The 24,686-nt window shown below is 34.1% G+C and carries 25 protein-coding genes and 4 pseudogenes; 17 read left to right on the top strand and 12 right to left on the bottom strand.

Features of this window, described 5'->3' with window-relative positions:
* Positions 1 to 3: 3 nt before the first annotated feature.
* From IGJ53_RS06850 to IGJ53_RS06875, 6 genes and pseudogenes are all read left to right on the top strand, one after another.
* The gene (locus IGJ53_RS06850; RefSeq protein WP_010732516.1) at positions 4 to 711 is read left to right on the top strand and encodes an ABC transporter ATP-binding protein; all 708 of its coding nucleotides are present in this window, start codon (positions 4 to 6) and stop codon (positions 709 to 711) included.
* A gap of 81 nt (positions 712 to 792) precedes the next feature.
* Positions 793 to 2,409: an ATP-binding cassette domain-containing protein gene (locus tag IGJ53_RS06855; RefSeq protein WP_259741879.1), complete on the top strand. Its 1,617-nt coding sequence runs from the start codon at positions 793 to 795 to the stop codon at positions 2,407 to 2,409.
* Between the two features lie 239 nt (positions 2,410 to 2,648).
* Positions 2,649 to 3,071 (top strand): RNA polymerase sigma factor, encoded by a 423-nt coding sequence (locus IGJ53_RS06860; RefSeq protein ID WP_259741880.1) that lies wholly within the window; start codon positions 2,649 to 2,651, stop codon positions 3,069 to 3,071.
* Positions 3,064 to 3,306 carry a helix-turn-helix domain-containing protein gene (locus tag IGJ53_RS06865; RefSeq protein WP_016180781.1) on the top strand — a complete coding sequence of 81 codons (243 nt, stop codon included), beginning with the start codon at positions 3,064 to 3,066 and terminating at the stop codon, positions 3,304 to 3,306. The genes IGJ53_RS06860 and IGJ53_RS06865 overlap by 8 nt, the downstream gene beginning before the upstream one ends.
* 377 nt (positions 3,307 to 3,683) lie before the next feature.
* Positions 3,684 to 3,869 (top strand): DUF3173 domain-containing protein, encoded by a 186-nt coding sequence (locus tag IGJ53_RS06870; RefSeq protein ID WP_010732520.1) that lies wholly within the window; start codon positions 3,684 to 3,686, stop codon positions 3,867 to 3,869.
* A gap of 4 nt (positions 3,870 to 3,873) precedes the next feature.
* A pseudogene (locus tag IGJ53_RS06875) lies at positions 3,874 to 5,020 on the top strand (tyrosine-type recombinase/integrase).
* 208 nt (positions 5,021 to 5,228) lie between these two features.
* Here the strand turns inward: IGJ53_RS06875 and IGJ53_RS06880 are convergent.
* Positions 5,229 to 5,369, bottom strand: a pseudogene (locus tag IGJ53_RS06880) (site-specific integrase); the annotation flags it as partial.
* An 816-nt stretch (positions 5,370 to 6,185) separates the two neighbouring features.
* Here IGJ53_RS06880 and IGJ53_RS06885 point away from each other — a divergent pair.
* Complete coding sequence (locus tag IGJ53_RS06885) at positions 6,186 to 6,413, top strand: hypothetical protein (protein ID WP_259741881.1); 228 nt, start codon at positions 6,186 to 6,188, stop codon at positions 6,411 to 6,413.
* Between the two features lie 223 nt (positions 6,414 to 6,636).
* On the opposite strand, the gene IGJ53_RS06890 is transcribed toward IGJ53_RS06885, so the two are convergent.
* Positions 6,637 to 6,939, bottom strand: a complete 303-nt coding sequence (locus IGJ53_RS06890; RefSeq protein ID WP_010732523.1) for a hypothetical protein — start codon at positions 6,937 to 6,939, stop codon at positions 6,637 to 6,639.
* A gap of 641 nt (positions 6,940 to 7,580) precedes the next feature.
* Positions 7,581 to 7,835, bottom strand: a complete 255-nt coding sequence (locus tag IGJ53_RS06895) for a hypothetical protein (protein ID WP_002374583.1) — start codon at positions 7,833 to 7,835, stop codon at positions 7,581 to 7,583.
* Positions 7,836 to 8,359: 524 nt separating this feature from the next.
* Here IGJ53_RS06895 and IGJ53_RS06900 point away from each other — a divergent pair.
* The 4 genes from IGJ53_RS06900 (at position 8,360) to IGJ53_RS06915 (ending at position 10,777) form a co-directional block, all read left to right on the top strand.
* Positions 8,360 to 8,557 carry a cold-shock protein gene (locus IGJ53_RS06900; protein ID WP_010732524.1) on the top strand — a complete coding sequence of 66 codons (198 nt, stop codon included), beginning with the start codon at positions 8,360 to 8,362 and terminating at the stop codon, positions 8,555 to 8,557.
* A gap of 287 nt (positions 8,558 to 8,844) precedes the next feature.
* A complete protein-coding gene (locus IGJ53_RS06905; RefSeq protein ID WP_002374585.1) occupies positions 8,845 to 9,198 on the top strand; it encodes an ArsR/SmtB family transcription factor in 354 nt (117 codons plus the stop codon).
* Positions 9,176 to 9,853 carry a type 1 glutamine amidotransferase domain-containing protein gene (locus IGJ53_RS06910; protein WP_259741883.1) on the top strand — a complete coding sequence of 226 codons (678 nt, stop codon included), beginning with the start codon at positions 9,176 to 9,178 and terminating at the stop codon, positions 9,851 to 9,853. Before IGJ53_RS06905 ends, IGJ53_RS06910 begins: the two co-directional genes overlap by 23 nt.
* A complete protein-coding gene (locus tag IGJ53_RS06915; RefSeq protein WP_259741884.1) occupies positions 9,854 to 10,777 on the top strand; it encodes an NAD-dependent epimerase/dehydratase family protein in 924 nt (307 codons plus the stop codon).
* An 80-nt stretch (positions 10,778 to 10,857) separates the two neighbouring features.
* Here IGJ53_RS06915 and IGJ53_RS06920 read toward each other — a convergent pair whose 3' ends face one another.
* The 4 genes from IGJ53_RS06920 to IGJ53_RS06935 all read right to left on the bottom strand — a co-directional run bounded on the left by IGJ53_RS06920 (position 10,858) and on the right by IGJ53_RS06935 (position 13,429).
* A complete protein-coding gene (locus tag IGJ53_RS06920) occupies positions 10,858 to 11,250 on the bottom strand; it encodes a VOC family protein (RefSeq protein WP_086328204.1) in 393 nt (130 codons plus the stop codon).
* 173 nt (positions 11,251 to 11,423) lie between these two features.
* Positions 11,424 to 12,230, bottom strand: a complete 807-nt coding sequence (locus tag IGJ53_RS06925; RefSeq protein WP_042956973.1) for a TraX family protein — start codon at positions 12,228 to 12,230, stop codon at positions 11,424 to 11,426.
* 342 nt (positions 12,231 to 12,572) lie between these two features.
* A complete protein-coding gene (locus IGJ53_RS06930) occupies positions 12,573 to 12,833 on the bottom strand; it encodes a hypothetical protein (RefSeq protein WP_042956974.1) in 261 nt (86 codons plus the stop codon).
* A 182-nt stretch (positions 12,834 to 13,015) separates the two neighbouring features.
* Complete coding sequence (locus IGJ53_RS06935) at positions 13,016 to 13,429, bottom strand: Hsp20/alpha crystallin family protein (RefSeq protein WP_002374600.1); 414 nt, start codon at positions 13,427 to 13,429, stop codon at positions 13,016 to 13,018.
* A 191-nt stretch (positions 13,430 to 13,620) separates the two neighbouring features.
* Between IGJ53_RS06935 and IGJ53_RS06940 the strand changes: the two genes are divergently transcribed.
* The gene (locus IGJ53_RS06940; protein WP_010732530.1) at positions 13,621 to 14,259 is read left to right on the top strand and encodes a hypothetical protein; all 639 of its coding nucleotides are present in this window, start codon (positions 13,621 to 13,623) and stop codon (positions 14,257 to 14,259) included.
* Between the two features lie 81 nt (positions 14,260 to 14,340).
* Here IGJ53_RS06940 and IGJ53_RS06945 read toward each other — a convergent pair whose 3' ends face one another.
* The 3 genes from IGJ53_RS06945 to IGJ53_RS06955 form a co-directional block, all read right to left on the bottom strand.
* A complete protein-coding gene (locus tag IGJ53_RS06945; RefSeq protein WP_010732531.1) occupies positions 14,341 to 14,826 on the bottom strand; it encodes a hypothetical protein in 486 nt (161 codons plus the stop codon).
* Positions 14,827 to 14,963: 137 nt separating this feature from the next.
* Positions 14,964 to 15,179, bottom strand: a complete 216-nt coding sequence (locus IGJ53_RS06950; RefSeq protein WP_002289418.1) for a DUF378 domain-containing protein — start codon at positions 15,177 to 15,179, stop codon at positions 14,964 to 14,966.
* A 537-nt stretch (positions 15,180 to 15,716) separates the two neighbouring features.
* On the bottom strand, positions 15,717 to 16,643 hold the full coding sequence (locus tag IGJ53_RS06955; RefSeq protein WP_098041653.1) for an ArsR/SmtB family transcription factor: 927 nt from the start codon (positions 16,641 to 16,643) through the stop codon (positions 15,717 to 15,719).
* 209 nt (positions 16,644 to 16,852) lie between these two features.
* Here IGJ53_RS06955 and IGJ53_RS06960 point away from each other — a divergent pair, with 209 nt between their 5' ends.
* The 4 genes and pseudogenes from IGJ53_RS06960 (at position 16,853) to IGJ53_RS06975 (ending at position 21,675) form a co-directional block, all read left to right on the top strand.
* On the top strand, positions 16,853 to 18,097 hold the full coding sequence (locus IGJ53_RS06960) for an ABC transporter substrate-binding protein (RefSeq protein WP_010732533.1): 1,245 nt from the start codon (positions 16,853 to 16,855) through the stop codon (positions 18,095 to 18,097).
* A gap of 99 nt (positions 18,098 to 18,196) precedes the next feature.
* Complete coding sequence (locus tag IGJ53_RS06965; protein ID WP_370683723.1) at positions 18,197 to 19,024, top strand: carbohydrate ABC transporter permease; 828 nt, start codon at positions 18,197 to 18,199, stop codon at positions 19,022 to 19,024.
* Between the two features lie 10 nt (positions 19,025 to 19,034).
* Entirely contained in the window at positions 19,035 to 19,865 is an 831-nt protein-coding gene (locus tag IGJ53_RS06970; protein ID WP_010732535.1) for a carbohydrate ABC transporter permease, read from the top strand.
* Positions 19,866 to 19,881: 16 nt separating this feature from the next.
* Positions 19,882 to 21,675: pseudogene (locus IGJ53_RS06975) on the top strand (glycoside hydrolase family 2 protein).
* A gap of 165 nt (positions 21,676 to 21,840) precedes the next feature.
* Here IGJ53_RS06975 and IGJ53_RS06980 read toward each other — a convergent pair.
* Complete coding sequence (locus tag IGJ53_RS06980; protein ID WP_259741886.1) at positions 21,841 to 22,728, bottom strand: peptidyl-prolyl cis-trans isomerase; 888 nt, start codon at positions 22,726 to 22,728, stop codon at positions 21,841 to 21,843.
* Between the two features lie 180 nt (positions 22,729 to 22,908).
* Between IGJ53_RS06980 and IGJ53_RS06985 the strand changes: the two are divergent.
* Positions 22,909 to 23,290, top strand: a pseudogene (locus IGJ53_RS06985) (abortive infection protein); the annotation flags it as partial.
* Positions 23,291 to 23,460: 170 nt separating this feature from the next.
* On the opposite strand, the gene IGJ53_RS06990 reads toward IGJ53_RS06985, so the two are convergent.
* Entirely contained in the window at positions 23,461 to 23,664 is a 204-nt protein-coding gene (locus IGJ53_RS06990) for a hypothetical protein (RefSeq protein WP_010732540.1), read from the bottom strand.
* Positions 23,665 to 24,686: the final 1,022 nt, after the last annotated feature.

Below are 24,686 nucleotides of genomic sequence, written 5' to 3' on the forward strand. Positions count from 1 at the left end.
TTAATGAGACAGATAGTTATTTCAATAACAAAATTAAAAAAAGAAATAGAGCTTGCTAAAGGAAATCTTTTACAAGTGCTTGCTGATATTTCTTTTGATGTAGAGCAACAAGAGTTTGTGTCAATTGTAGGACCTTCTGGTTCAGGGAAAACAACGTTGCTTTATTGTATTTCTAGCTTATTACCTCCTACAGATGGAGAGGTGTTAATCGATGGAAAATCACCTTATGGATGGAGTGCAGCGAAATTAGCAAAGTTTCGCCGCAAAAAAATTGGCTTTATTTTTCAAGATTTTCAACTGATTCCTTCATTGTCCGCTTATGATAATATGGTACTTCCAGGAACTTTAAATGGTCACAAAATAAAAAAGGAAAATGTTTATTCTCTGGCGGAACGATTGGAATTAAAAGCGGATTTACACCAACCTATTGACGCTCTTTCAGGTGGTGAACAACAAAAGGTTGCAATTGGTCGCACAATATTAGCGGATCCAGATATATTATTTTTAGATGAGCCTACTAGTGCATTGGATACTCACTCACGTGTCCTTATTATGGAAGTATTGAAAGAATTAGTAAGCAAAGGGAAGACAATTGTTATGGTTACTCATGATTTGGAATTAGCTAGTCAATCTTCAAGAGCAATTGTTTTAAAGGATGGACACATTCATAGTAATATAAGTTCACCTACCTTGGAAACATTGGTGTTTTAAACATTATTTCTCTGTTCGTTGTTTATGAATATGTATTATCACGTTCTATTCATAATAAAAAACATTGAAAAGAGGCACATGATGACTATCTTAAAATATGGTTCAAAATTATGTTTAGCAGTATTTCTGATCTCGACAAGTTTATCTAGTTTACAGTATATCTTCCAAGCGTTTATAATAGGAAATTTTATTACTGCAGCTACAAATGCAGACCTGAATTTTTTTGTGAAAAATGTTACTTTTGCTGTTGTTGGTATACCTCTATTTGGAATCGTTATGCTGATTAATGTAAGTGCTCGAACAAATTATGTTAAGTCTGTCAATATAGAAATAAAAGAACGCGCAATTGAACATTTGATCCAAAAAGATATACATGAAGTTGATGTTTCAAGTGATTTGTCGTTTATTATGAATGATCTGAAATTATTAGAAACAAATGGCATAAACGCTGTACTTTCAATTTTAACAAGTGTGATTACCTTTCTATTTGCTCTTTTTTCTTCACTGAAATACGATATTTGGACTACTGCTGCTTTCTTTTTAGGATCGCTTATTCCACTGGTTATTTCGAATGTGACCAAGAAACAGATCCGAGGAAAATCAGAAAAATGGTCGGAAGAAACCTCTAGATTTCTTTCACGGTTAAAAGACTTTTTAACAGCTACACGCACAATAAGAACTTATCAAGTAGAAAAAGAAATGGCAGCACGGGTGTCACATTATGCAAGGGAATCAGAAAATGCTCTTAAAGATATGAATCAGACAGTGGGTTATACAAACGCGGTCGTAACTGTGTTGGCTACACTATGTGCCTTAACACTTCCGTTTGGAATCGGTATATTACGAATTATAAACAGTAGTCTAACATTAGGTGCATTTATTTCTGTAGTACAATTGTCAAATTATTTGAATAAACCACTCTTATCAGTACTTGAGATGCGAAATCAATTACAAACTACGCGAGACATTCAAAAACGGGTTGATCGAGTTTTAAAAGATAGCAAAACAAATCGTTTATTAGAACGGAGTGATTCTAAAAGAGCATCAATATCTATATCTCCATTTTCTAAATTAGAACTACGTGATGTAACTATTCAATTAGGCAATAAAAGAGTGATTAGTCGGCTCAATCTAACCATTAACGCTGGAGAAAAAATGCTAATAATGGCACCTTCGGGATTTGGAAAGTCAACGCTTCTTGGTGTCTTACAAGGAAATGTTCCGATATTAGAAGGGGAATATTTGTATAATGGAATTTCAACTTCAAATTATACTGTTTCTCAATTAAGTGAGCAATTCTCATTGATTTTGCAAACACCATTTGTGTTTAATGATACGGTTCGTTTTAATGTAACTCTTGATCATTCATTTTCTGAAGATAGCATTTTTACTGCACTTGATCATGCAGGGATGAAGCAATTTATCTCGGAAAAGGGATTAGACTACATAATAGCTGAAAATGGGCAGAATCTTTCAGGAGGAGAACTACAGCGTATAGAAATAGCAAGAGCTTTTTTGTACAATAGACCGATTATATTGGCGGATGAAGCAACTTCTTCTTTAGATAATATCACAGCAGCACATATCAGAAACACTTTTATCAATAGTCCTAATACGTTGATTGAGGTAGCTCATAAAGTCTCACAAGAAGAACAACTACTTTATGATAAAGTATTAAAACTGGAAGGAAATGAATGATTTAAAATAGTTGTTTTCAATAATAAAATAATGTAAACGTTCTTAAATGGATAGGATTTGGTGCCACTAATTGAATAAATTTTACTGACCCCCAGTGTATAGGCAATTTAGTCTGTACACTATTTTTTTCGGAAAAATTTATAAACTTCGAAAAATGGACTCGTTCAGATTGTAGTAGTAGTGGAAAGAGGAAAGCCATATGTTGAAGTCTCTATTTGGTTTTTAAAGGAGGAAATTCAATGGTTCATTCGTTCGATTCACATATTTCTCATACTTTTGATAGCTTTTGTAAAGCAATAGTTCGAAATGAAGCAAGAAACATCAAGAAACAATATGCGCGATTGAGAGAACGTCAAATTTCATTAACTGAACTACCTCGAGAGCTAGAGTCAACATTCCAAGTGGTTGATGCATCTGCAGAAAATAGCGAAATTTTTATTGCTCTTGGAATGGAATTGCTCGTTACCAACCTCACTTTAGCGGAAGCAATTCATCAACTTAATGAAATAAAGCGGAAAATTGTTTTGTTGTACTATTTTAGTGGTTTTAATGATCGTGAGATAGGACAAGTAATCGAAATGAGTGGTGGGGGTGTCTGGTATCAACGAAAAAAAGCTCAATCCGAATTAAGAGATATTTTGGAGGAGAAGTATTATGTGTGAGCTTGACTATTCTGATGCTTTATTATCACCTGAAATAATCATTGCTGCTTCTTCAGGTGAACCACTCGCAATGAGTGAAGTTTTAAATCATTATCAAAACTATATTACTAGCCTTTGCCTAAGAAATAAGTATGAGAACGGTACTATATCCTCAGTTTATATTGATGATTTTCTACGTAGAAGTCTTGAAAGTAAATTGATTGAAAAAGTCATGAAATTTGATGTAACCCGCTAGTAGCTACTTTCCTCTTTCTGTTTTTCATTCTATGTAAGTTTTATACACAGATCCGAAGTATAAAATTTTCATAGGCTGAAAAGCTTATATGTTCATTGAAAAGTAAATATAACTCTATCAGTACATTAGTCTTTTGAATAAAAAACACATACTACGCCATGACAAGCATTGACTTGAGCGAAAAATAGTTGGTTTTGATTTGAAAGCTAGATAATGATACTTCCGTAACCAAATAGGCCCGCCATTACTGGGGGGAGGTGAAATTCCTATGTGCTTTAGTAAAGCAGCTGATAGATAAAAAACATTAAAGTATAGACTAATTTTTATCTCATTTGAAAGCTTAAAAGAGTGCGACAAATATTAAAGAAGGCGGTATAATGAAGACAGTCACACGACAGGATATAGTCAACTTAGGATTTTCTCAGTACTACGCTGACAAAATTTTCAAGGAGTGCAAAATTCTTCTTATAAAAAAGGGCTATTCTTTTTATCGAAATTCTAAGATAAAAAGAATACCTGTCTCAATACTTGAAGAAGTCTTGCATATTTCTTGGGAGGAATAGTACGATGAGAAGAATAGCCAATGTGTATAAAGATGAAAAACGAGGTACTTGGTATTTTTCATTGTCTCTAGGATATGATCGTTTTGGTAAGAGAATTCAGCCTACCAGAAGAGGTTTTAAAACTCAGACAGAGGCCAAGCAAGACATGGAGGAATTGAAAAAGAATTATTCTGATTCTCAAAATATCTATCTGCAAGGAATTACGTTTCGAGATTTTTATAAGAAATACTTCTTTCCTTGGTATAAGCTGGGGACAGTCGAAAAAACCTATGTAAAAACAGATAAGACTTTAAAACGTGCGTTAGCTTATTTTGGAAAATTGCAGATGGAAAAGATCAGACCAATTCATATTCAAGAATTTCAACAGTATCTAGTTGAGAAGTGTTCAGTTAAAAACAGAGATGGTTCAACACGTCCTTTATCAAACAATTACATTAAACAGATTTTTAACAAGTTACGGATTTTTTAAGCGTGCGGTAATTTTGGAAGTGATTGAAGAAAATCCAGTAGATACGATTGGAAAGATTCGAACTGAGCGTTCAGTAGTAGAGTTTTGGACAGTTGATGAATTTAAAAAAGTATACAATTGTTCTTATCTCTGCGATTTTCAGGAGACTTTCTACAAAAGGATGATGCGTTTTTTGTTTGTTACGGGTCTCAGGAGTGAAGAGCTTTTTGCTCTACAATGGCCGAATATTGATTTTAAAAAAGGGACTTGCAGCGTGAATAAATCCCTTTATATTCGGACAAGGACGGATTATGAGTTTTCCGATACGAAAAACACTTCGAGTATCCGAACTATCACGCTAGATCAACAAACTATTGAAGACTTGAAAGAATGGCAAGAGATTCAAAAGTCAATTGGAGATGACTTAGGTTTTGTCTTTATTTTTGATGGCTTACCGCCTTCACCAAAAACATTTTTAAATCGTATCAAAAAATTGGCAGAAGAAGCAGGAGTAAAGCCTATTCATTTACATGGTCTTCGTCATTCTCATGTTGCTTTTTTAATTGAGCATAATAAAAATGTTTATGCTATTTCAAAACGTTTAGGTCATTCATCAATTAAGACCACATTGGATAAATATGGTCATCTTTATCCAGAAACAAACCAAACCCTAGCAGATGAGTTTACTAAATTTTCTGTTTGATTTTTAACGATTTATTGCTGTCATTTGGTTGTCATGAACGATTTTTTTAACTTAGTTATTGAGGTACCGGTCATTAAAGGTTAGTTATCGGAATCGAAAATGGATGAGGAAGAAAGTAAGAAGTAGCAAGAGGTCTGGTGATTGGAATATACCATTTAAGAGCTATCTTCCCACATTTTTCCCACATTAATCAATTGAAGTAATTTTTTTAAAAGGCATTGTCGCGTAGCATCTGTTCAAAGATGTCGATAGTGTCTTTTTTCATTTTTTTAGTTACATGTGCGTAAGTATCCATAGTAGTAACTAATCTAGAATGACCCAGTCGAGCCTGGATTTCTTTTGGGTTTGCCACCGGTGGTTTTTTTGTTGGTAAAATTCAAGAATTTTTTCTTAAATTCTCCATGATATCTACCGTTTCAATTCTCATCTTATTTGTAATATGAGAATAGGTGTCCATCTAATCACGTCTTGGATGCCCTGGAATCAGTGGATTAGTCGGAAACAACTTTGGATCAATCAAAAGAATCCATGTATAAACTGAGTGATGTCGTTTGAGTTAGCGCAAAATTCCTAGCTGTTTTAAAAAATAGTCTGGCTATAATCTCTCAAAGAGTGTATTTATTCAAGCAACTTTTTAGAAAAAATAGACTAGAAACAAAAAAAGCCAGCCGTAAGAGCTGGAAAACTTAATTTTTTGTATTCAGATAAATTAGTATGCAAATAAAAAATACTATCGAAACTACTAACCCAACTAAATAATTGGATAAAAAAAGGGGATCAGCATCTGAATCATCCCAAATCTGAATCATGAAATAGATAAATGGGAGGGATGAGACGATCAGTAAACAATCTTTTTTACGCCATATTTTTAAACAGTGTAGAACAATAATTTTATATGCACAAGTAACCCAGAATAAAATTTTACTAATAAATAACAAAGTTATATCCCCTTTATTTTTTCTCTTTCGCAATATATTTATCTTATCATTATTTATTGATTATGAGAAATAAATGAGATTGAAGGGGGAAGTCGGTAATAAAAGACTTATACAAAAATGAAGGGTTGCTTAGATACATAGATTACTACAGTATAATAAGAACGATTTCAAGCTATATGATTATTGATACATAAGTTCAGAAAATCGACTTAAAATGTTATTGATTGATGAGAATTGGAGAAACAGCAATGAATAAATTGAGTAAACAAGAATCGAACGTACTGAAGGCAACATTTGAAAAAGAATACGGAGTTTCTACAGAAGAAGTATATAAAGTGGCAAGTCAGGGTGTTGCTACTGCAAGTGAGGTTAGTCGTAAGCTTGGATTTCTATATAAGATGATGCTCGTCAATGGGAGGGAACGGAATGAAAATAAAAGACGGATGTTACGCTAGTAGTCATGGTATAGACGGTTTAATACTAAATATGCCGATAAAGTACCCTGATTAATTTGGATTGAAAGAATGATGAAATGCGATAGACAGCAACGGAAATAGTAAGAACAAGGATGTGAATTTCAACTCTTCCTAATTATTCTTACTATTTTTCAACCGTTGTTGTCTATTAATTTATAAACATCGAAGTTACGTTTATTTAAAATACATCAATTACTTATTGTCAAAGATAGATATAATACGCATCAGCTTCTGAAGTAGCAGAATTTACCTTATGGAGTCCTTCTAATTTGATGTGGAGCTCTTTGGCAACTTCTTGAATATATTTGTTAAATATACTATTTTCTAATTTTAAATAATTAGCAATCTCTATAGAAATAACTTTTTTACGTTCTTTTCCTATGAACTGAATATTAAACTGTCTTATTACACTGTTTCTATCACTTTCATTAGAAAAGCTACTCATCATCGATACATATTCTTTTATAGACATAAGAGTACTTTTTATCATTTGGAATTCATCCATAATTTCACCTTCTCTAATTATTTTAATTTTAATTTAATTATACATGATACTTTTGTTTCTATCCATTTTTTTGCTGAAGAGAAGATTATGGTCATTATGCAGGAGAAGAATTAAGAGGGAGTTAATTTAATCTACACAAGATAAATCAGAAATTTATTTAAATGAGTAAAAAAAAGAAAATAGGGCAAGGAAAGTTTAGCGACTATCGCTAGGCGAAAAGATAAACCGCTTCTTTTTTATTTTTTAATTACATAGACATTCAGAAAAAAAGACAATCAACTAGTGATCGTCTTTTAGAAAGTTACCAATTAATTTTATAATATTGCTAGAAAATGAGATAAGAGCAAGACCTAAAATATTTACAAAAAAATTGAAATCTAAAAAAATAGCATTAAGAATAACAAGAATCATTCCGATGTATTAAAATATATTAGTGTTAAGTTTGTTGATAGGTGTCATGTTTCTACCTCCAATAACTTTTAGAAAAGAGTATCTCTTATTCAATTTGTAGTCAATACCTTAATAAAAATGTCGGCAGAAATAAGAAGAATCAAGATGAAACAGATAGATGTCTATTAATAGTACTAGTATAAAGACAAAAACAATAAGTGAGAAAATTTGTAGTTATAAAAGTATAACAATTAATCATTCTTATAAAGATAACGTAAAACAACGATGAAAAGAATAAGTGATAAAAACAACCCAACTACGTAAAAAAATAATGCTGAAAGCGATTGATAAAATGTATATTGCACTATTTTTATTATAAAAATTGCTGTTGGAAAAAAAGAAAGTATTAATATAACTGTTTTTCTAGAACGTTTAGTGAAGTAAAAGAAAGAACTGATACCAATACAAACTGGAATCCAAAATAAAAGCATGCTAAATGTGACCACCGTATCATCTCCTATATAGTTTTATGTCAATTAGGATAATAGCATTTTATCAATTAATAACCAAATATTAAGGATAATAGTTTCTTTCGAATGGACTACAAGCACACCAGAATGAAAAAGTCAGAAAACCAGAACTAACTGCAATAAAAGCAAAGTTTAAAAAATACGGTGTTCCTACAGAAGCAGCGTATAAAGTTGCGAGCAATTGTATTATCGGCCATCATTCGGGTTGAAAACGTAAGCAGTTAACGAAGAACAAAAAGAAAGTAGATAGATATGAGATTATTAATCGGAGATCTCGCTCGTTCATTAACCAATTGTTGTGATCTTTCTGAAATTTTATATCTTTAAGCCTTATATCGAGTGATTATCCTTGTGTTAGTATTATATCCGTGTTATAGTAAATAAGTAATCTAATTTGAAACGTAATCTGAGCGATATATTCACACTATAAAAACTCCTTTTACCAAGTAATATTAATTGCAATAAAACACGTATTATATACGTATCAGGAGGAAATATATATGAATAACGGTACAGTAAAATGGTTTAACTCAGATAAAGGTTTTGGTTTCATCACTGGTGAAGATGGAAATGACGTATTCGCTCATTTCTCAGCAATCCAAGGAGAAGGCTTTAAGTCTTTAGATGAAGGTCAAGCAGTTTCTTATGATATTGAAGAAGGTCAACGTGGTCTTCAAGCAGTAAATATCGTAAAATAATGTTGAACGTTAACCGCCTCATATGAGGTGGTTTTTTTGTTTATGTTGGTAGAAACAATCCCTCACTGTAATATTAGGTGAGGGATTGTTTTCGTTCATTGATTAAGTTTAACACTATTGTTTGCTTTAGTTTGTTTATTTCTGTCACTCAGTTTTTATCTGCTTTGATAGTTTTTATCTGAAACCGTCAAATCATAAAGAAGCTACTTTTTTGAGCAAAGGAATTTACATATTTTATCAAAGATGGTTTAATGGTTTAAACTTATAAACCGAAGGAGTGAGCTACAATGATTAGACATGATCGCTTAAAAACAGAACTAGAATCATTGAGTGGTTTTTTAGCAGCTTTAGGTGACACAAAAAGACAATTGATCTTGATTAGATTATTAAATGAAAAAAGCTGTCATGGTTTGCAAGTAGGAGAACTAACTGACGATACAGGTTTATCAAGACCAGCAGTATCGCACCACTTGAAAATTTTAAAAGACGCCGATTTATTAGAGGTCAGAGAAGAAGGAACTAAAAATTTTTACTATTTAAAACACGAAAATAAAAATATATACAAATTAAGAGATTTTTTGAATGATGTAATAGATGAAATGGAGGAGCTAAAAAACAGTGAAGAAAATCCTGATCGTTGAAACAAATGTCAATCAATACAAAGGAACGAATAAAGCTACTGGGCTTTGGCTGGGAGAAACAGTAGAATTTTTAGCAGAAACCTATAAATATCAGTTTGAAGCTGATTTTGTTAGTCCGTTAGGGGGCTATGTGCCGATTGATCCTCGAAGTATGAAAAATCTAGATTCTGATGTTATGGACATTTATTCTAATAAAACATTTATTGAAAAAGGGTTGAGGAATACGTTGTCTCCTGCAAACGTAAAGAGTGAAGATTATATTGCTATTTACTTTACCGGAGGACATGGTGTCATATGGGATTTTCCAGAGAATAACGCATTACAAAAAATAGCTAGTGATATTTATGAATCAAATGGATATGTATTATCTGTGTGCCACGGTATAGCAGGTTTATTGAATATCAGACTTGCTAATAATGACTATTTAATAGCAAATAAAAAATTGACTGGTTTTACCAAAACGGAGGAACGATTAGCGATGAAAAGCAAAATAGTTCCTTTTGATAATGAAGAGATGACTGTAAGTAGAAAAGGACATTTTATCAAGAAGCGTTTCTTTAAGAGTCATGTGGTAAAGGATGGACATCTGATAACTGGACAAAACCCGTATTCAACAAGAGAACTAGCACGAACATTCATCAAGGAGGTTATCTAAATGCAAACAGTTATTGGTAGTAATGGCCAAATTGGATACGAATTAGCAAAAGAACTCAATCAAACGTACGGGAAACAGCTGCGCTTAGTTAGTCGAAATCCGAAATCAATCAACGATACAGACGAACTGATCTCAGCGGATATTTTAGATCGTGAGGCAACTATTCGTGCTGTAGCAGGAAGTGAGATTGTTTATTTTGCTGCAGGATTACCGATGGACTCCGAACAGTGGAAAACAAAATTTGAAATCATGTTAGAAAATGTCAAACAGGCTTGTAAAGAAACAAAGGCGAAATTAGTGTTTTTCGATAACACTTATATGTACGAAAAAAATGACACGGAACAATTTGAGGATAGCAAATTTATTTATGATGGTATCAAATCCACTGTTCGAGCTAAAATGGCAGATCGGCTAGTGACTGAAATGGAGAATCCTGACATCGATGTGATGATTTGTCGCGCTCCTGAATTTTATGGACCTAATAAGACGCAAAGTATTACAAACAGTTTATTGTTTAACCGAGTGAAAGACGATAAGACTGCTTTGGTACCAATTTCTGATCAAACTTTAAGGACCTTGATTTGGACACCTGATGCTAGTAAAGCCATGGCGCTTTTAGCAAATCAGCCTGACACTTATAACCAAACCTGGCATCTACCTTGTGATGTAAGTCGAACATATGAAGAGATGATAAAGTTGATGGAAGAAAAGCTGCGCAAACCGGTAAAATATAAAGTGATCAAACAATGGATGTTTGATCTTGGTTCTATATTCAATAAAAATATGCAAGAGCTAAAAGAGTTACTACCTCGATACCATTATGACAACAAGTTTAATTCTGATAAATTTAAAAAGAAATTTCCAGATTTTGAAACAACAACATTCTCCAAGGCATTAGATGAATTATTCAAATTAGAAAAGTAATGCTACTCGAGAGAAAAAGCGATAGTTGACATCCGCTAAACATGGAAAGTCAACTATCGCTTTTTCGTTTTATCTCATGGCTAGAATAACAGTTGCCAAGTAAAGCCAAACTTGTCAGTCACCCAGCAAACTTCCGTATACTTCTCGTAATTTTTTTCATGCATCATTACGGTTCCGCTATCTTTTAATGTATGAAATGCCTGATCAAATTCTTCCTGATTATCTACTTCAATCAAAATGGTAGATGCCCAGGTGGAGACAGGTGCAGGGAAATCTTTTGACATATCCAAAAATCCAATTACTTGATTGCCTAATTTAAGTTCGCCTTCAAGGATAAGATCCGATTCCTCTTTACTGGCATCTCCATACCGATTCAACTTGGTGATTTGGGAGTTAGGAAAAGCTTTGTGATACCAATTGATTGCTTCTTCTGCTTGACCATTATACGTCAAAAACGGTAATATTTGCTTCATCTTTTTCCCTCCTGATTCCTTTTTTGAGATCGATTGCAAAGCGATTGTAACATGGAATGGATAAAAAAGACTAAAGATAGGAACTAAATCGAAATGGTGAATTCTCCTGTATAAGTTTCAGGGGATTCTTTAAGTGTTCATGACAAGTTTTTCTTCCGTTAATAATAATCAGTCTAGTATTTATATAAAAAGGCAGACAGCAAATATAATAGGGCAATATGTGCCGGATAAAAGATATAAAATAAATATTTCATGCCTTTTCCTTTTTGTCCGTTATATAGCAAGATTGGGATGAGTGAAAAAATCATTATCCACTGGGTCGTACCTAAAAAGAAGAATATTCCAGCAACAATCGAGATGATGACACATTGAATGTTACGGTGATTTCTTGCTAAATAAAGCAAAGGAATCAAAAGAACCATAAAATTATTTTCTGCTAAAAGCAGTGCAGGTAAAAATGATGTAATCAGCATAAAAACAACTTTGTTTTGAAGGATAACAGGACTAGAAAATAACAACGGGATAAATAATGAGAGCAAGATTGGTAAAATGAATAAGAAAATACTTGTAACAATTTTTTTCCAACTTCCTGTATTTTTTCCCTCAGTGAAAAGATCGATCGCATACATCATGACCGTACCAATAAACAGATCTCTGAAAATGTTATTCATCAATACCACTTCATCATAATGAACGATATTACCTAAAAAATAAGTAAAGAGGGCCATAAGTACCATTGAGAGATAAAGTCGCTGCAAATATTTCTTTTTATCATGTGTATGTGAGAAGCCTACAACGCTTATAAAAAAGAACAAAGTAGCAACTGGTCTACCAAACCAATCCAGCCAGTCGGGGGCACCAAACGGATAAAACATTTGATGAATGTGATCGATAACCATCAATGTAATCCCTAAAATTTTCAAGTCAAAGGTAGAAAGTCCTCTTTCAAACGAACAGTATTCAAATTTTCCCCTCCTAATGATTAAATAAATGAAACAGACAATCACATTATTAATGAATTGAAGTAAGAAACACAATTGAAACATCGAACATTTTTGTCATGTGAATCGCTACAAAAATCAAAGTAAAATAGAAATCATCTTTGGAATATCAGAGATTGGAATATTAGAGAGTAGTAGAGAATAACAGAATATAACTATAATCAAATTATGTAAACTTGATATCGAAAAATAATTTATATATCAATACACCATGTACCAAAAAGAAATTTAACTTGTTTAGACATTTATCTTTTTATTCAATTTGTATAATGAAAAGATCTACGCCAAATAAAAAGCTTCCAGTCGAAATTGACTGGAAGCTTATTTTTTTCTGAAATATCCTAACACACAAATGAAAAAGATGGCCGAAGCTAATAAACCGATTTCGTAGTAAAGCAATGAGATACCAGAGTCATAATAATAAAATCCTCTGATTTTATGGATAAAATAAATCATCGGACAAGCAGCTAAAAGTAAGTATTTGTTGGGCTTTTTGAATAAGTAAAAGAAAACACTGGTCATTATGATGAATGGTATCCAAAATAAAAGTTTACTTAAGACAATCAAATGATCAACTCCCATATTTTTTACCAAGAGAGATCATACCATCTTTATCGCCAAAACAAAATATTTTTTTGTGCCTTTTGAAATTTTAATTAGGATCATGGAATTGGTTCTGAATAACTATAAAATTCAATTAGAAATCACTTTGTTCTTATCAAAAATATAAAAATCGCCTCTCATTCATGGAGAGGCGAAAGTTCCTAGTTTAACTCGATTTTTTTCGTTTCTTTTGGATGATGCGCCGTTTTAGGTAATGCTAATTTCAGCACACCATTTTTAAAGGTTCCGGTGATTTTTTCTTCATCAACATCAGGAAGATAGAATGAACGTTTGTAAGAGACCGAATGTCTTTCTTTCCGTACGTAGTTGCCATTTTCTTTATCTTCCATATGGGACTCGTGATTGGCGGAGATCGTCAAAGTGTTGTCTGAATATTCAACTGTTGTGTCTTCTTTGTCACAGCCAGGCATATCAGCTGTTAGTTTGTATTCTTTTTCATTTTCAACTAAATCTACTTTTGGATAACTTGAAACACCTAAAAAATCATTGAACGCTGGACTAAACACATCATTGAAATCAGGGAACATGTCGCGAATGCTAGGTACATTTGCCATTTTTGATCATCCTTTCAATAGAGTATTTTTTATTTATCCCTATTTACGTAATAACTCTATTTTGAAAAAAATGCAAGTATAACGGTTGCCTTTGTGAAAGTTTCATCTAGTGAATTACAAAGGTTATCTTTCTCATTTGAGAAAGGGTTTGCTAGAATAATAGTAAGAAAATAATTTGGAGAGGAGAAAATATGGCAAAAAACAAAAATCCCTATTGGCGAGAAGAAAGCAGAATCTATCATTTAGAATTAGAAATCGCTAGGACAAGCAATCCACAAAAGAAACGTGAACTCGGCTATCTTTTAGAAAAAGAAAAAACAGCTTTGCAGCAACGAAAATGGCGAGATCGAGAAGCGCGAAATTACCAAATAAAAACGATACGTAAAACCCGTAGAAGAAAAATCGTCTATTACACATGTTGTATAGCAGGAATCATCATCGTGTCATTTTTTATAATAAGCAAATTCTTTTACCCAAATATAGAAAAATTGGATTTAGAAAACCATTCGGCGACTAATTTTATTACACAACTGACCAAAAGCGAAGTGGATACCACAAATTTAACAAGAGAGCAAGTAGAGAAGTGGGCATACTATCATTTGAAGTTAGAAGATCCAACTATTGTAAGCGCTAACCATTATTGGTTTAACGTTCGTATCAATCAAGTTAGAGAAGTAGAAGTAGATATTTTTATGGAAGAAGTAGCTGTAGCAAGCTATGTAGTTGACGCAAATGGTCACTTATATCGTGTGACTGCATCTGACAAAAAAATGGTGGCGAATAAATGGGACGTGCCAGAGAATTTTGAAATAGAAAACGTGAACGATTGAGATACTCGTTCGCGTTTTTTCAAAATAAAATAGCGTTAAAACACACAATGAACAGACAGAAATGTGAAACTTTCTATATCATCAAAACGGTGTGCCGTACGCATCAGTAATCGAAATCACTCCATCTGGGGACACTCGATAGAAACCGACACTTCCTGATCCTCCTTGGGCACGAGTCTGCTTGCTAGAAGTCGTGAACAAATAATCTTTATCGATTTTTTGATAAAAGCTAGTAACGATATCTTCACTTTGTAATTCGGAACGATGGGCAATAAGAAATAGAAGTGCTTCATCAGAGTTTTCCAATGGAAGAGAAGGTTCAGTTCTTTCTTGCATTTCAGATGTTGAAGAAATGGGAGACGACTGAATACTTGATTGGCTATATTGCGAATCTACATTACTAGTAGAAGTATTAGTAATGGAAGCAGTAGAAGTACTTTTAGTCGAACCGACCTCAGTTGTTGAATTGGTTAGTGAAGATTCATTGATAGAATTCTTTGTAGCATTTCCACAGGCTGAAAAAAGTAGTACAACCCCCAACAATCCTATGTAAAGCCCTTTATTCATGATGGTTCCTCCTAAAATAGATTATCTTAATTCAGTATACCACTTCCCATATGGGATCAGATGACTTCAAATGAAAAAACCTTCCCACTAATGGGAAGGTTCATGAAGATAATAGCTTTTTTAATAATTATAGCTTTCTAATATCTTTCATCAACTTTTCTAGTAATCATAGGGAAAAATTTCAAGCAGTAGATTGCACAAATACCTACGACGATATAAATGATCTTCGCAAAAATAGTTGTTGAACCACCAGCAATCATAGCTACTAAATCAAGTTCGAACAAGCCTACCAACAGCCAGTTCAGCCCTCCCACAATCAATAAAGTTAATGCAATAGCATCTAAAGTTTTCATTAAAATTCTCCTTTCTTAAATGATAAAATAATTATATATCAAAAAGAGAAACATTGCTTATATAACGCTCAGGAATTTTGGCGAATGATGCAAAAAGAGGAAAAATAAGTAAAGGTATCGCAGATAATGTCTTCAATCAAAAAAAGAAATCGACTTACAAAACGTCTGATTTTCAACATTGACAGTCAGAAATACTTGATGAGCTCCGATGAGGGATGACTTGCGGGCTCACTTCTCCATAAAATAAACGATAGCCTTCTCGAAAACTCGAGAAGGCTATCTGACGATTCAATATTCATTAATTTAAAGTTTCAGTGACTATTACTAACTATTACTTATTTCTCATTTAAACGATGTATTCCCTAACCTCTAATACATCCTTGTAACTCTGAAGTTACGCCAGTTTTGAATAAATTTCATAAAAACAAATGAAAAGTGTCGCATAAAAATATCTTTCGTGTTTCTCTAGTATAACAGAATAAGAAGAAAAAGTCCATAAGGGATATTTTAATGAAATGAATACCATTTATCGAGAAATCAATGTTTTTCTTTTTGTGAATAATAAAGATCAACTACAATATTTTGAGGGTGGTTACCGAAATGGCGCCCAAAAATCGTCAATCCGCCTTTGTTCTTAGCCTCTTTGTCGACACCGATTCTGAATTTGATAAAAGGGGAGTGCTGCAATTTTAAATCAGAGAGATTGATTATTGATAGCTGCTCTCCATCTATCCCGGTGTCTTTTGTATTGATGCGCAAGTGCTTTAACATACCGTATTGGCTGAAGCGACTGTCCCACCATTCAGGCGTCAATCTTCCGCGGACGTCGGAGTAATTGCCTTTGGCGGTCCAAGTGCCAACTTTTACATCATTGATATAAAAGGAAATGTCGCTTGGCCAGTTGTTGTTGGAAACTGGGAATTCAGAAGAAAGCTCTAGAGAAATATCCAATAGTTCCGGTTGATCAGAAGCTTCTAAAGGATTAGGAAAAATATATTCTACATACCCATCTGAAAACCACAAAAGGGAAGCATCCACTCGTTCGTTTGATACGAATGAACGCAAGTCATCCATTTTTCCAATCACTTTTTCAGGACTAGCTAATCCGCAAGAAGGCTGCACAGAAAAATCCGAAAAATAACCCAAAGCAATCTCGTGGCTCTTTTTTTTATAAGGGAGATAGATTTGTTGAGGGAAGTGGATTTCTATTTTGTCCACGGATAAAGAATAAATCTTCTTTCGATTGTCTTCCTCCACTTCGCTAAGTTCCACAAGAGAAATAAGTGAAGCTTCTTCAAGAACTTTCAAGTGCCGAGAGATGATGGCTTTGCTTAAATTCATTTGTTGTGCTAGTTCACTAGAAGTCTGTGGTTTTTGTGCTAGTTTATCCAATATGATTAATCGAGTTTCTGCTGATAGTGCCTTGTAAACAAGAAGTGAATCTAAATCAAGGGAGAGTTCCATGGCGGATCTCCTTTCTTTTTATTTCGTTTCAAGTTTACTATATATAGAACTTTTGTACAAACCAAACGTAAATATAAACCATTTAGTTTACTGTTTTTAATCCTTTCAATATCCTTTTGACAGCGTTTTCTTTCGTGTGTTATGATTTGATAAACAAGTTTTTTTGATAAAAAGTAAATAAAAAAGTTTACTAAAAAGGAGAGAGAAAAATGAAGTTAAGAAAACAATGGATGGCATTATCTGTAGCAACACTTGCAATAACCGGTTTAGCTGCTTGCGGTGAGGGGAATACTTCTTCAGGAAACAAAAATGAGATTCTTTTATGGTCTTCTGCTACGGGACCAGATGGGGAGAAGATAAAAAAGAATATCGACGAATATAATCAAACAAACCCCGATTTCCCTGTAAAATTTGTTTCAATGGCTGCTGATACATTTACTTCTCGGCTCACTACTGCTGGAAAATCAGGAAGAGGAGTCCCAGATATTGCGCTTGTTGCATCCGAAGCCCTTCCTACTTATAAGAATCAGGACATGCTTGAAACTTGGAATGAAATGATAGCGGATACAGAATTAAAAAAAGAGAATTATGTAGAAATTGCTTGGGAAGTAGGAAAATTAGAAGAGGATCAATATGGTATCCCAGCAACGATGGGCTCGTGGATCATGTATTACAATAAGGATCTAGTAGAAAAATACCATCCTCAAGCGTTAGATGATGAGATCATCACCTACCAAGAGATAGAAGAAGCCGGACAAAAAGCAAAAGAAGATGGGATATATAGTTATGGGTATACTTGGGGGATGCAGAACTATTCGAACCTTTATCAGCAGATGGGAGGAGAATGGCTAGATAGCGGGAATAACATCGATATAAACAATGAACATTCGTATCGAACAGTAGAAGAATTCAAAAAGCTTCATGATAATAAGTTGATGGTTCCAGAAGGTGAGGATGCAAATAAATTATTTTTGAATCAAAGACTCCTCTTCTTACCAGAAGGAACGTGGATGTTGGGACAAATGGAAAAAATTAGTGATTTTCAATGGGGAGCGGCCTTCACACCACAATGGGATGCAGAAAATCTTATTCAAGGAACAGGTGTTGATCAATTCGCAATGTTCAAAACGAGAGAGGAACGTTCGGACGATAAAAAAGCTGGTATGGTCGAATTTTTGACTTGGTTGCAAAGCAATCAATTGGAATGGATCAAATCAGGAGCAAACCCTACTTCATTAGCTATGTTAGAGAATGAATCGTATACGGATATGCCTCAATCATTTTTATTGGCGGCTGAAAAGGGTCAGGAAGCTTTATCGGTAAACGATCAAGATGGTCTTTCTTATGTATTTGCTGAGTATGATAATCGTTCTTGGGATATGATTACCGGAAAGGCGGATATTAAAGAAACTTTTGAAGAAATCCAAAAAGTAGTGGATGAAAAAATGAAGTAACCGAAAGAAATCGAACAAATCTGAAGTGAGAGGAGTGCACAAATATTGAAGAACAAAGGGAAAATAAGTGTGTGGCCTGCTTTATTTATTGGTCCGCATATGCTTTTATTTGTCCTATTTTTTCTTATTCCAGCAATGATTGGTATTTACGTATCAATGACAGAATGGGATCTATACAGTCAGCCTGTATTTGTTGGATTAGATAACTTTCGGACGTTGCTATGGGATACAGATTCTATTTATCATACTCAATTCATCAATGGATTCAAAAACACGATGCTTTTTGCTTTACTGTCAGTTCCGCTATGTATCGTGATTCCATTAGGTTTAGCTGCAGCTTTATCAGCTAAACCAAGACTTGCCCGTTTTTTTCAATCCATTCTTTACTTGCCTACATTATTCGCTATTTCAGCTGTAATGATCATCTGGGGGTTTTTACTTAGTCTTTCTTTTGGACCTATCAAAGAGCTCTTTGGATTTGATGTTCATTTAACAGGTACGCAACCATGGGCTTGGTTAGCGATAGTAGCTGTAACGATTTGGTGGACAGCAGGAGGTAATCTCATCATCTATACTGCAGCGCTTAGCAATGTTTCCCGAGAATTGCTAGAAGCAGCAGAGCTGGATGGTGCAAACAACGTCACTAAATTTTTCAAGATTTCTCTCCCGTCTATCAAAAATCAATTGTTGTTTACGACAGTTATGACGACGATTGCTCAGTTTAATATTTATGGGCAGCCTTTGATGCTGACAGGAGGTGGCCCAAATAATTCAACACGCGTCTTGATGATGTATATTCAGGAAAATGCTTTTGGAAGCAGTACATCAGTAGCGGGAATGTCCTCCGCGATGGCTGTTCTTTTAGGGTTAGCTATCATGATCGTATCTATATTCCAGTTTGTAAGCATGAAAAAACTAGAAAAGTAGAGGACAGAAAATGAAAGAAAATAAACTAGGTAAAAAAATCGCTTTTTTCTTGCTTCTATCTGTTTGTATCATTTGGTTGTTCCCTTTGATCTGGGCTGTCTTCACTTCCTTCAAACCAGAAATGGAGATCCAAGCAACAGGTTTCAGTTTGTTACCACAGCAATGGACTTTAGCAAACTATTTGCAGCTGATGGGTAATGAATCGTCTCCCGTTTTTCGATGGTTTGTCAATTCGCTGATCATTTCACTTTCGCATATGCTATTAGTACTTTTTATCGTATCTATGTCTGCATACGGCTATACTCGTCTATCTTTTAAAGGTCGAGAGGTGATCTTTTCTCTTCTTTTAGGCACGATGATGTTTCCAACAGTAATGAATCTTATCCCTAATTTTAAGATCATTGATATGCTTGGTTGGACGAATACGTTTATGGCTGTCATCGTTCCTGGTGCAGCAGGTGTCTACAATATTTTTTTAGTGAGGCAATTTATTCTTGGAATCCCAAAAGAGCTAGACGAATCGGCAGTTGTTGATGGAGCAAATGAATTTCAAATCTTTTATTATATCATCCTGCCTTTGATCAAGCCTATTTTGACAGTCGTTGCTTTATTCAGTTTTACCAGTTCATGGAATGATTTTCTTTGGCCTTCTATCGTTATCAATGATATAGATAAATTGCCAATTACTCCAGGATTACAGCTGCTGCAAGGTCAATATCTGACCTACCCAGAGATAGGTGCTGCAGGCGCGTTGTTGGCGCTTGTTCCTACATTCGCACTTTATTTAGTCGTACAGAAAAGCTTTATGAAATCAATGTCCCTACAAAGCGGGATCAAGTAAAGGAAGGTACGTTTTGATGAATAAAACCGAGTATCCAAGACCACAATTTGTTAGAAAAAAATGGCAGAATCTGAATGGAGAATGGCTTTTTGCGTTTGATGATCAATGTGTTGGAATGAAAGAAAAATGGGGGAGCCATCCGAAATATTATGATCAGAAAATCCTTGTTCCTTTTGTATATCAATGCCTGGAAAGTGGGATAAATGATCAAACGCCTCATGATATTGTTTGGTACTACCGTGAATTTGACATAAACAAACAGGATGGTCAGAGAGCAATCCTTCATTTTGGCGCTGTAGATTATTATGCGGATATATTTGTGAACGGACATCATGTCGGACGACATAGCGGTGGACATACCTCTTTTTCGTTTGATATAACCGATTATTTGACAAATGAAAAGCATCAGCAACTATCAGTAAGAGCAGAAGATCCTCATAAAGATGAGAGTATTCCGCGCGGAAAGCAATTTTGGCAAGAAAAACCTGAGGGAATCTGGTACACCAATTCAACGGGTATATGGCAAACTGTCTGGCTGGAAGTGGTGGAAGATGTTTATTTTTCTCACTTGAGATTCACCCCACTATTCGATGAAGGAAAAGTTGTAGCTGAGTTGGAACTAAATGAATTTAGAGAAGGATTAACTGTCGATTGCTGTATTGCTTTTAAAGGGGGAATTGTCGCAAAATTGGCCCATTCTTTTGTCGAAAAAAGAGTCATACTGACTGTTGACCTGTTGCAGAACTATATTTTTCGAACCAATTTCCATCATGAAGGTTGGTCCTGGACACCATAGACACCCAATTTATTTGATGTAGAATTTGTATTGAAGCAAAAAGAAAACATAAAAGATGTTGTTTCCAGTTATTTTGGTCTGAGAAAGATACATCAAGAAAACGGAATGATTTATCTTAACAATAAACCGTACTATCAGAAGCTAATATTGGATCAAGGATATTGGCCAACTGGTTTAATGACTGCCCCGACTGATGATGCATTAGCAAAAGATATTCAAGTCGCAAAAGAAATGGGGTTTAACGGCTGCCGCAAACACCAAAAGACGGAAGATCCCAGATTCCTCTATTGGGCGGATAAACTTGGCTACCTTGTTTGGGGAGAATGTGCGGCACCTGCTGTGTTTACACATGATTCCAGTAAACGTTTGATGCAGGAATGGACAGAAATCGTTGATCGCGATTATAATCATCCGTGTATTGTTACATGGGTACCGATCAATGAAAGCTGGGGAGTACCTAAAATTTCGTTTGACCGCCAGCAACAGCATTTTTCTCAATCGCTGTACCATTATCTGCATAGTCTGGATACGACTCGTCTTGTTATTTCAAATGATGGCTGGGCAATGACGGAGACAGATATTTGTGCCATCCATCATTATGGACATGGAGAGGAAAAAGAGGAAGATAAGTATCAAGATTTCGTCACAACCTTAAGTACAAGAGAAGATTTGCTTAATCGACCGTCTACTCCGTGGCCAATATTTGCTAACGGGTTTATATATCAAGGTCAGCCCATTTTGTTGACCGAATTCGGCGGCATTGGTTTTGATTTTTCTGGGCAAAAAGGCTGGGGATATACCTCTGTGAAAAGTGAAGTTGACTTTATCAAAGACTACCGGCGAATCATAAATGCTGTATATAGATCAAAGGGGCTTTGGGGATTTTGTTATACGCAATTGACAGATGTAGAACAAGAGATCAATGGCTTGTTGACCTATGATCGACAACCAAAATGTGACTTGAAGGAAATAAAAAAAATCAATGATTCTTTCCGTACGCCGTACCTAGAATAATAATAAAACAGACGACAGAGGCAGTGAAAACAGTGTTCTGTTCTGAATATTAGAGAAGCAAAAAAGAAAAATAGCTACTTAAATTTTATTGTTTTTGAATACTATTTATTCAAATAAGGGGATGTGCCATCACTTTTGCCACATCCCCAATTGGGTCAAACTTGTTTAGTTGAATATATTTTTTACATAAGGATCTTTAATAGTTACATTGTCTTTTTTCATCACTTTATGGATTGTTTTGTCCATGAATTCCGTATCAAGAGTTTTTGTTTCCTTGGCGATTTTTTCTAGCTCTGATTTGTATTTATCTTTATTGGAACCTTTATCCTGTTTTTTTACCATTTTTACTAGATAATAGCTTTGCTGATAAGTCGTTGGATCTGTTACAGGAATGATATCAGAAACTTCCCCGTTGTTTAATTGAAATGCTGCTTTTTTTACTTCAGTAGGAATCCCTGGATTGGTTGAATCAAAATTCATTTTTCCATCAGTTTCCTTTAGTGTTTTATTTTTTCCATAAGCTTGAACAAGCTTGGAGAAATTTTCCCCTTCGTTTGCTTCTTTTTTTGCTTTATCTGCTTCTTCTTTAGTCGAAAATGGGATGATCTGTGTACTAACTTCTGGATGGAATTCTTTCCAAGCAGTGTCTAGCTCTTTATCTGTTAATTTTACATTGGCTTTCAAACCGTACTGGAAAGCCAGCATCTGTTTCAAAAGTTTCTTATATGTCTCTTCCGTTTGGCCAACTGCTTTTAATTGTTCCTTGTAGTTTGGACCAAGTTTTTTGATTTGTTCATTATATTCTTTTGTTACTTCCTTTGAAGAAATCTCTTTTCCGTATACATCATCAAATGCTTTGAAGACGATCATTTTTTTTAATAGTGTTTGATTGTTTGATTTAACTTTTGGGTTATCATAAAAATCCTGAACTGTAAGTGTTCCACCTTTAAACGTTGCAATTGTTTCATTGGACTTGCGACAACCTGAGAATAGCAAAATAGCAAATGCTGAAAGGCACATAATCAGTAGTTGTTTTTTCAAAAAATTTCCCATCCTTTCCTTATTAAAGACAGTCTAACAGAAGAACCAGGCAGACAGTCTTTCATTTTCGTAAGGTTGCTGTAGATATTCTTAGTTCGTAAAAATCTTTTCTCTCTATGAGGGAGAACATTTACATAGTTTTCACGAGACAAGAAAGGGGTTGTTACACTTAATATAAAGGAGGGATGAAAGATGATCAGGATTATTCGGTTGATTGTATCTGTTTTAATAGTCTTAGTTGGTTTTGTTTCAGGTATTCTTGTCAATAATGCACTTGCGGATATGTTTCTTGGAGGTAGTGAATGGATTGGAGCAATTGCTGGTACGGTTGGACATTTAGTTGTTTTTTTACTAGCTTTATTTCTTGCTAGTAAGGTAGAAGGGAAAAAAGTGGAATGGTATTTCTGGACGAGGAAAAGACTGGGGATATTTAGTGGGAGGTCTCGTTGTTGGAATTGGAGTGTTTCTGCTTATTACTAGTCCATTATATTTGATGGGAGCGTATCGGTTAGATTCAGGAAACGCAAACATTGTACCGCTGATCACGAGTTTTATTTTATTTATTGCGGTGGGACTCTATGCATATAAAACAAAGCGGATGAAGAAATACACTGCTGTTTATCAATAACTATATAGCTATTAATGATTATCCATATTTAAAATGTTATATGGAGATCAACAGAGTATACTTTAGTACCTGCTATAAGCAACAAAAAGTCCCTTCTAATAAAAGAGACTTTGAAGTTATTTATTTTTTTTTTTGGATTTCCTGTAAATTGAAAAAGCTTCAAGAAGACTTAAAAACAATACCGTATAGAAACCAGAAACTATAAAGTCTTTATTTAGTAAATATTCAACAGAAATTCCGATAATACTACCTAACAACAAATTGATTAGAAGGGAAAGATAAGGATGTTTTTCGTAGAATAAATCTATTTTAGCTTTCATAGGTTCTCCTTTTGTATTATTTACTCTATTTTATAATCAGTGGTCACAGCTCTTCTCGCTCTGTCATAGCCAGTTCGTTTGTAAAATCCTACCCAGCTATTACAATTTTTGTTTTATAGTCGAGCGATTGCATTTACTGGGATATTGCCATGCTTCCCACGTTGCAACATTAGCACGAGCTTTTGTTTCCATTTTTACTACCATAAGATGACCGTTCTCGTCTTTTATATAGATACACTCAAGTTATCATCGTTAGAATAACTAGTATTTTCGATGATATTTTGTTCGCTAGCAAAAACAATTCCAGTTGGGAGAATTGTTGATCCAAAAGTTAGTAACAAGGTTGATAATAGCAAACTTTTTAATAATGTTTTTTCTTGATGTCTGCCTCTTAAAATAAATTGTAATATACGTATTTACGAATTTAATATAACATGTGACTTGTTTTAAAAGAGAAAAAATCACAAACAGTTGTTTTGAAGTCATAATCGCTAGTGTCATTTGACGTGCTAGTAAACAGAATGTATTGCCTAAAAATTCTCCTTTAGACGAAAGAAACAAAAATTAGTTGTATCTATTTTAATTATTATGATACAGACAGCAGAGCATACGTTTTTGATGTTTTTAATACTTGAGAAATTTCATAGTAAGTAAGGTACCTACTGGTTCAAAAAGATGTGGACATTGATCTATTAGTATAGAAGTAATGGATTGATTTTATTAAAACTCGACATAAAAGCTTTAAAAAGAGACATGGAAAATAAAGAAAAGAATTAGTGATAGAATGATAGTATAATAGTTTTTACTTCATAAGATAACAACTGCTCAGTAGTCAACTGAAAGCGGTTGTTTTTTGTTTTCTCTATCTTTTCAAGATATCTTCTATAAATGGTTTTTCTTTAAACATGCCAACGTTTTGCACGTCTAGAAGACGAGCAACCAGAACCTGTATATAATTTAATCATGATACATTCCTCCATAGCTAAATATTTATGAAATAATAACATGAAGAAATAGTCGAA

Source organism: Enterococcus sp. DIV1283b (genome assembly GCF_051710965.1).
GTDB lineage: Bacteria > Bacillota > Bacilli > Lactobacillales > Enterococcaceae > Enterococcus_B > Enterococcus_B lactis.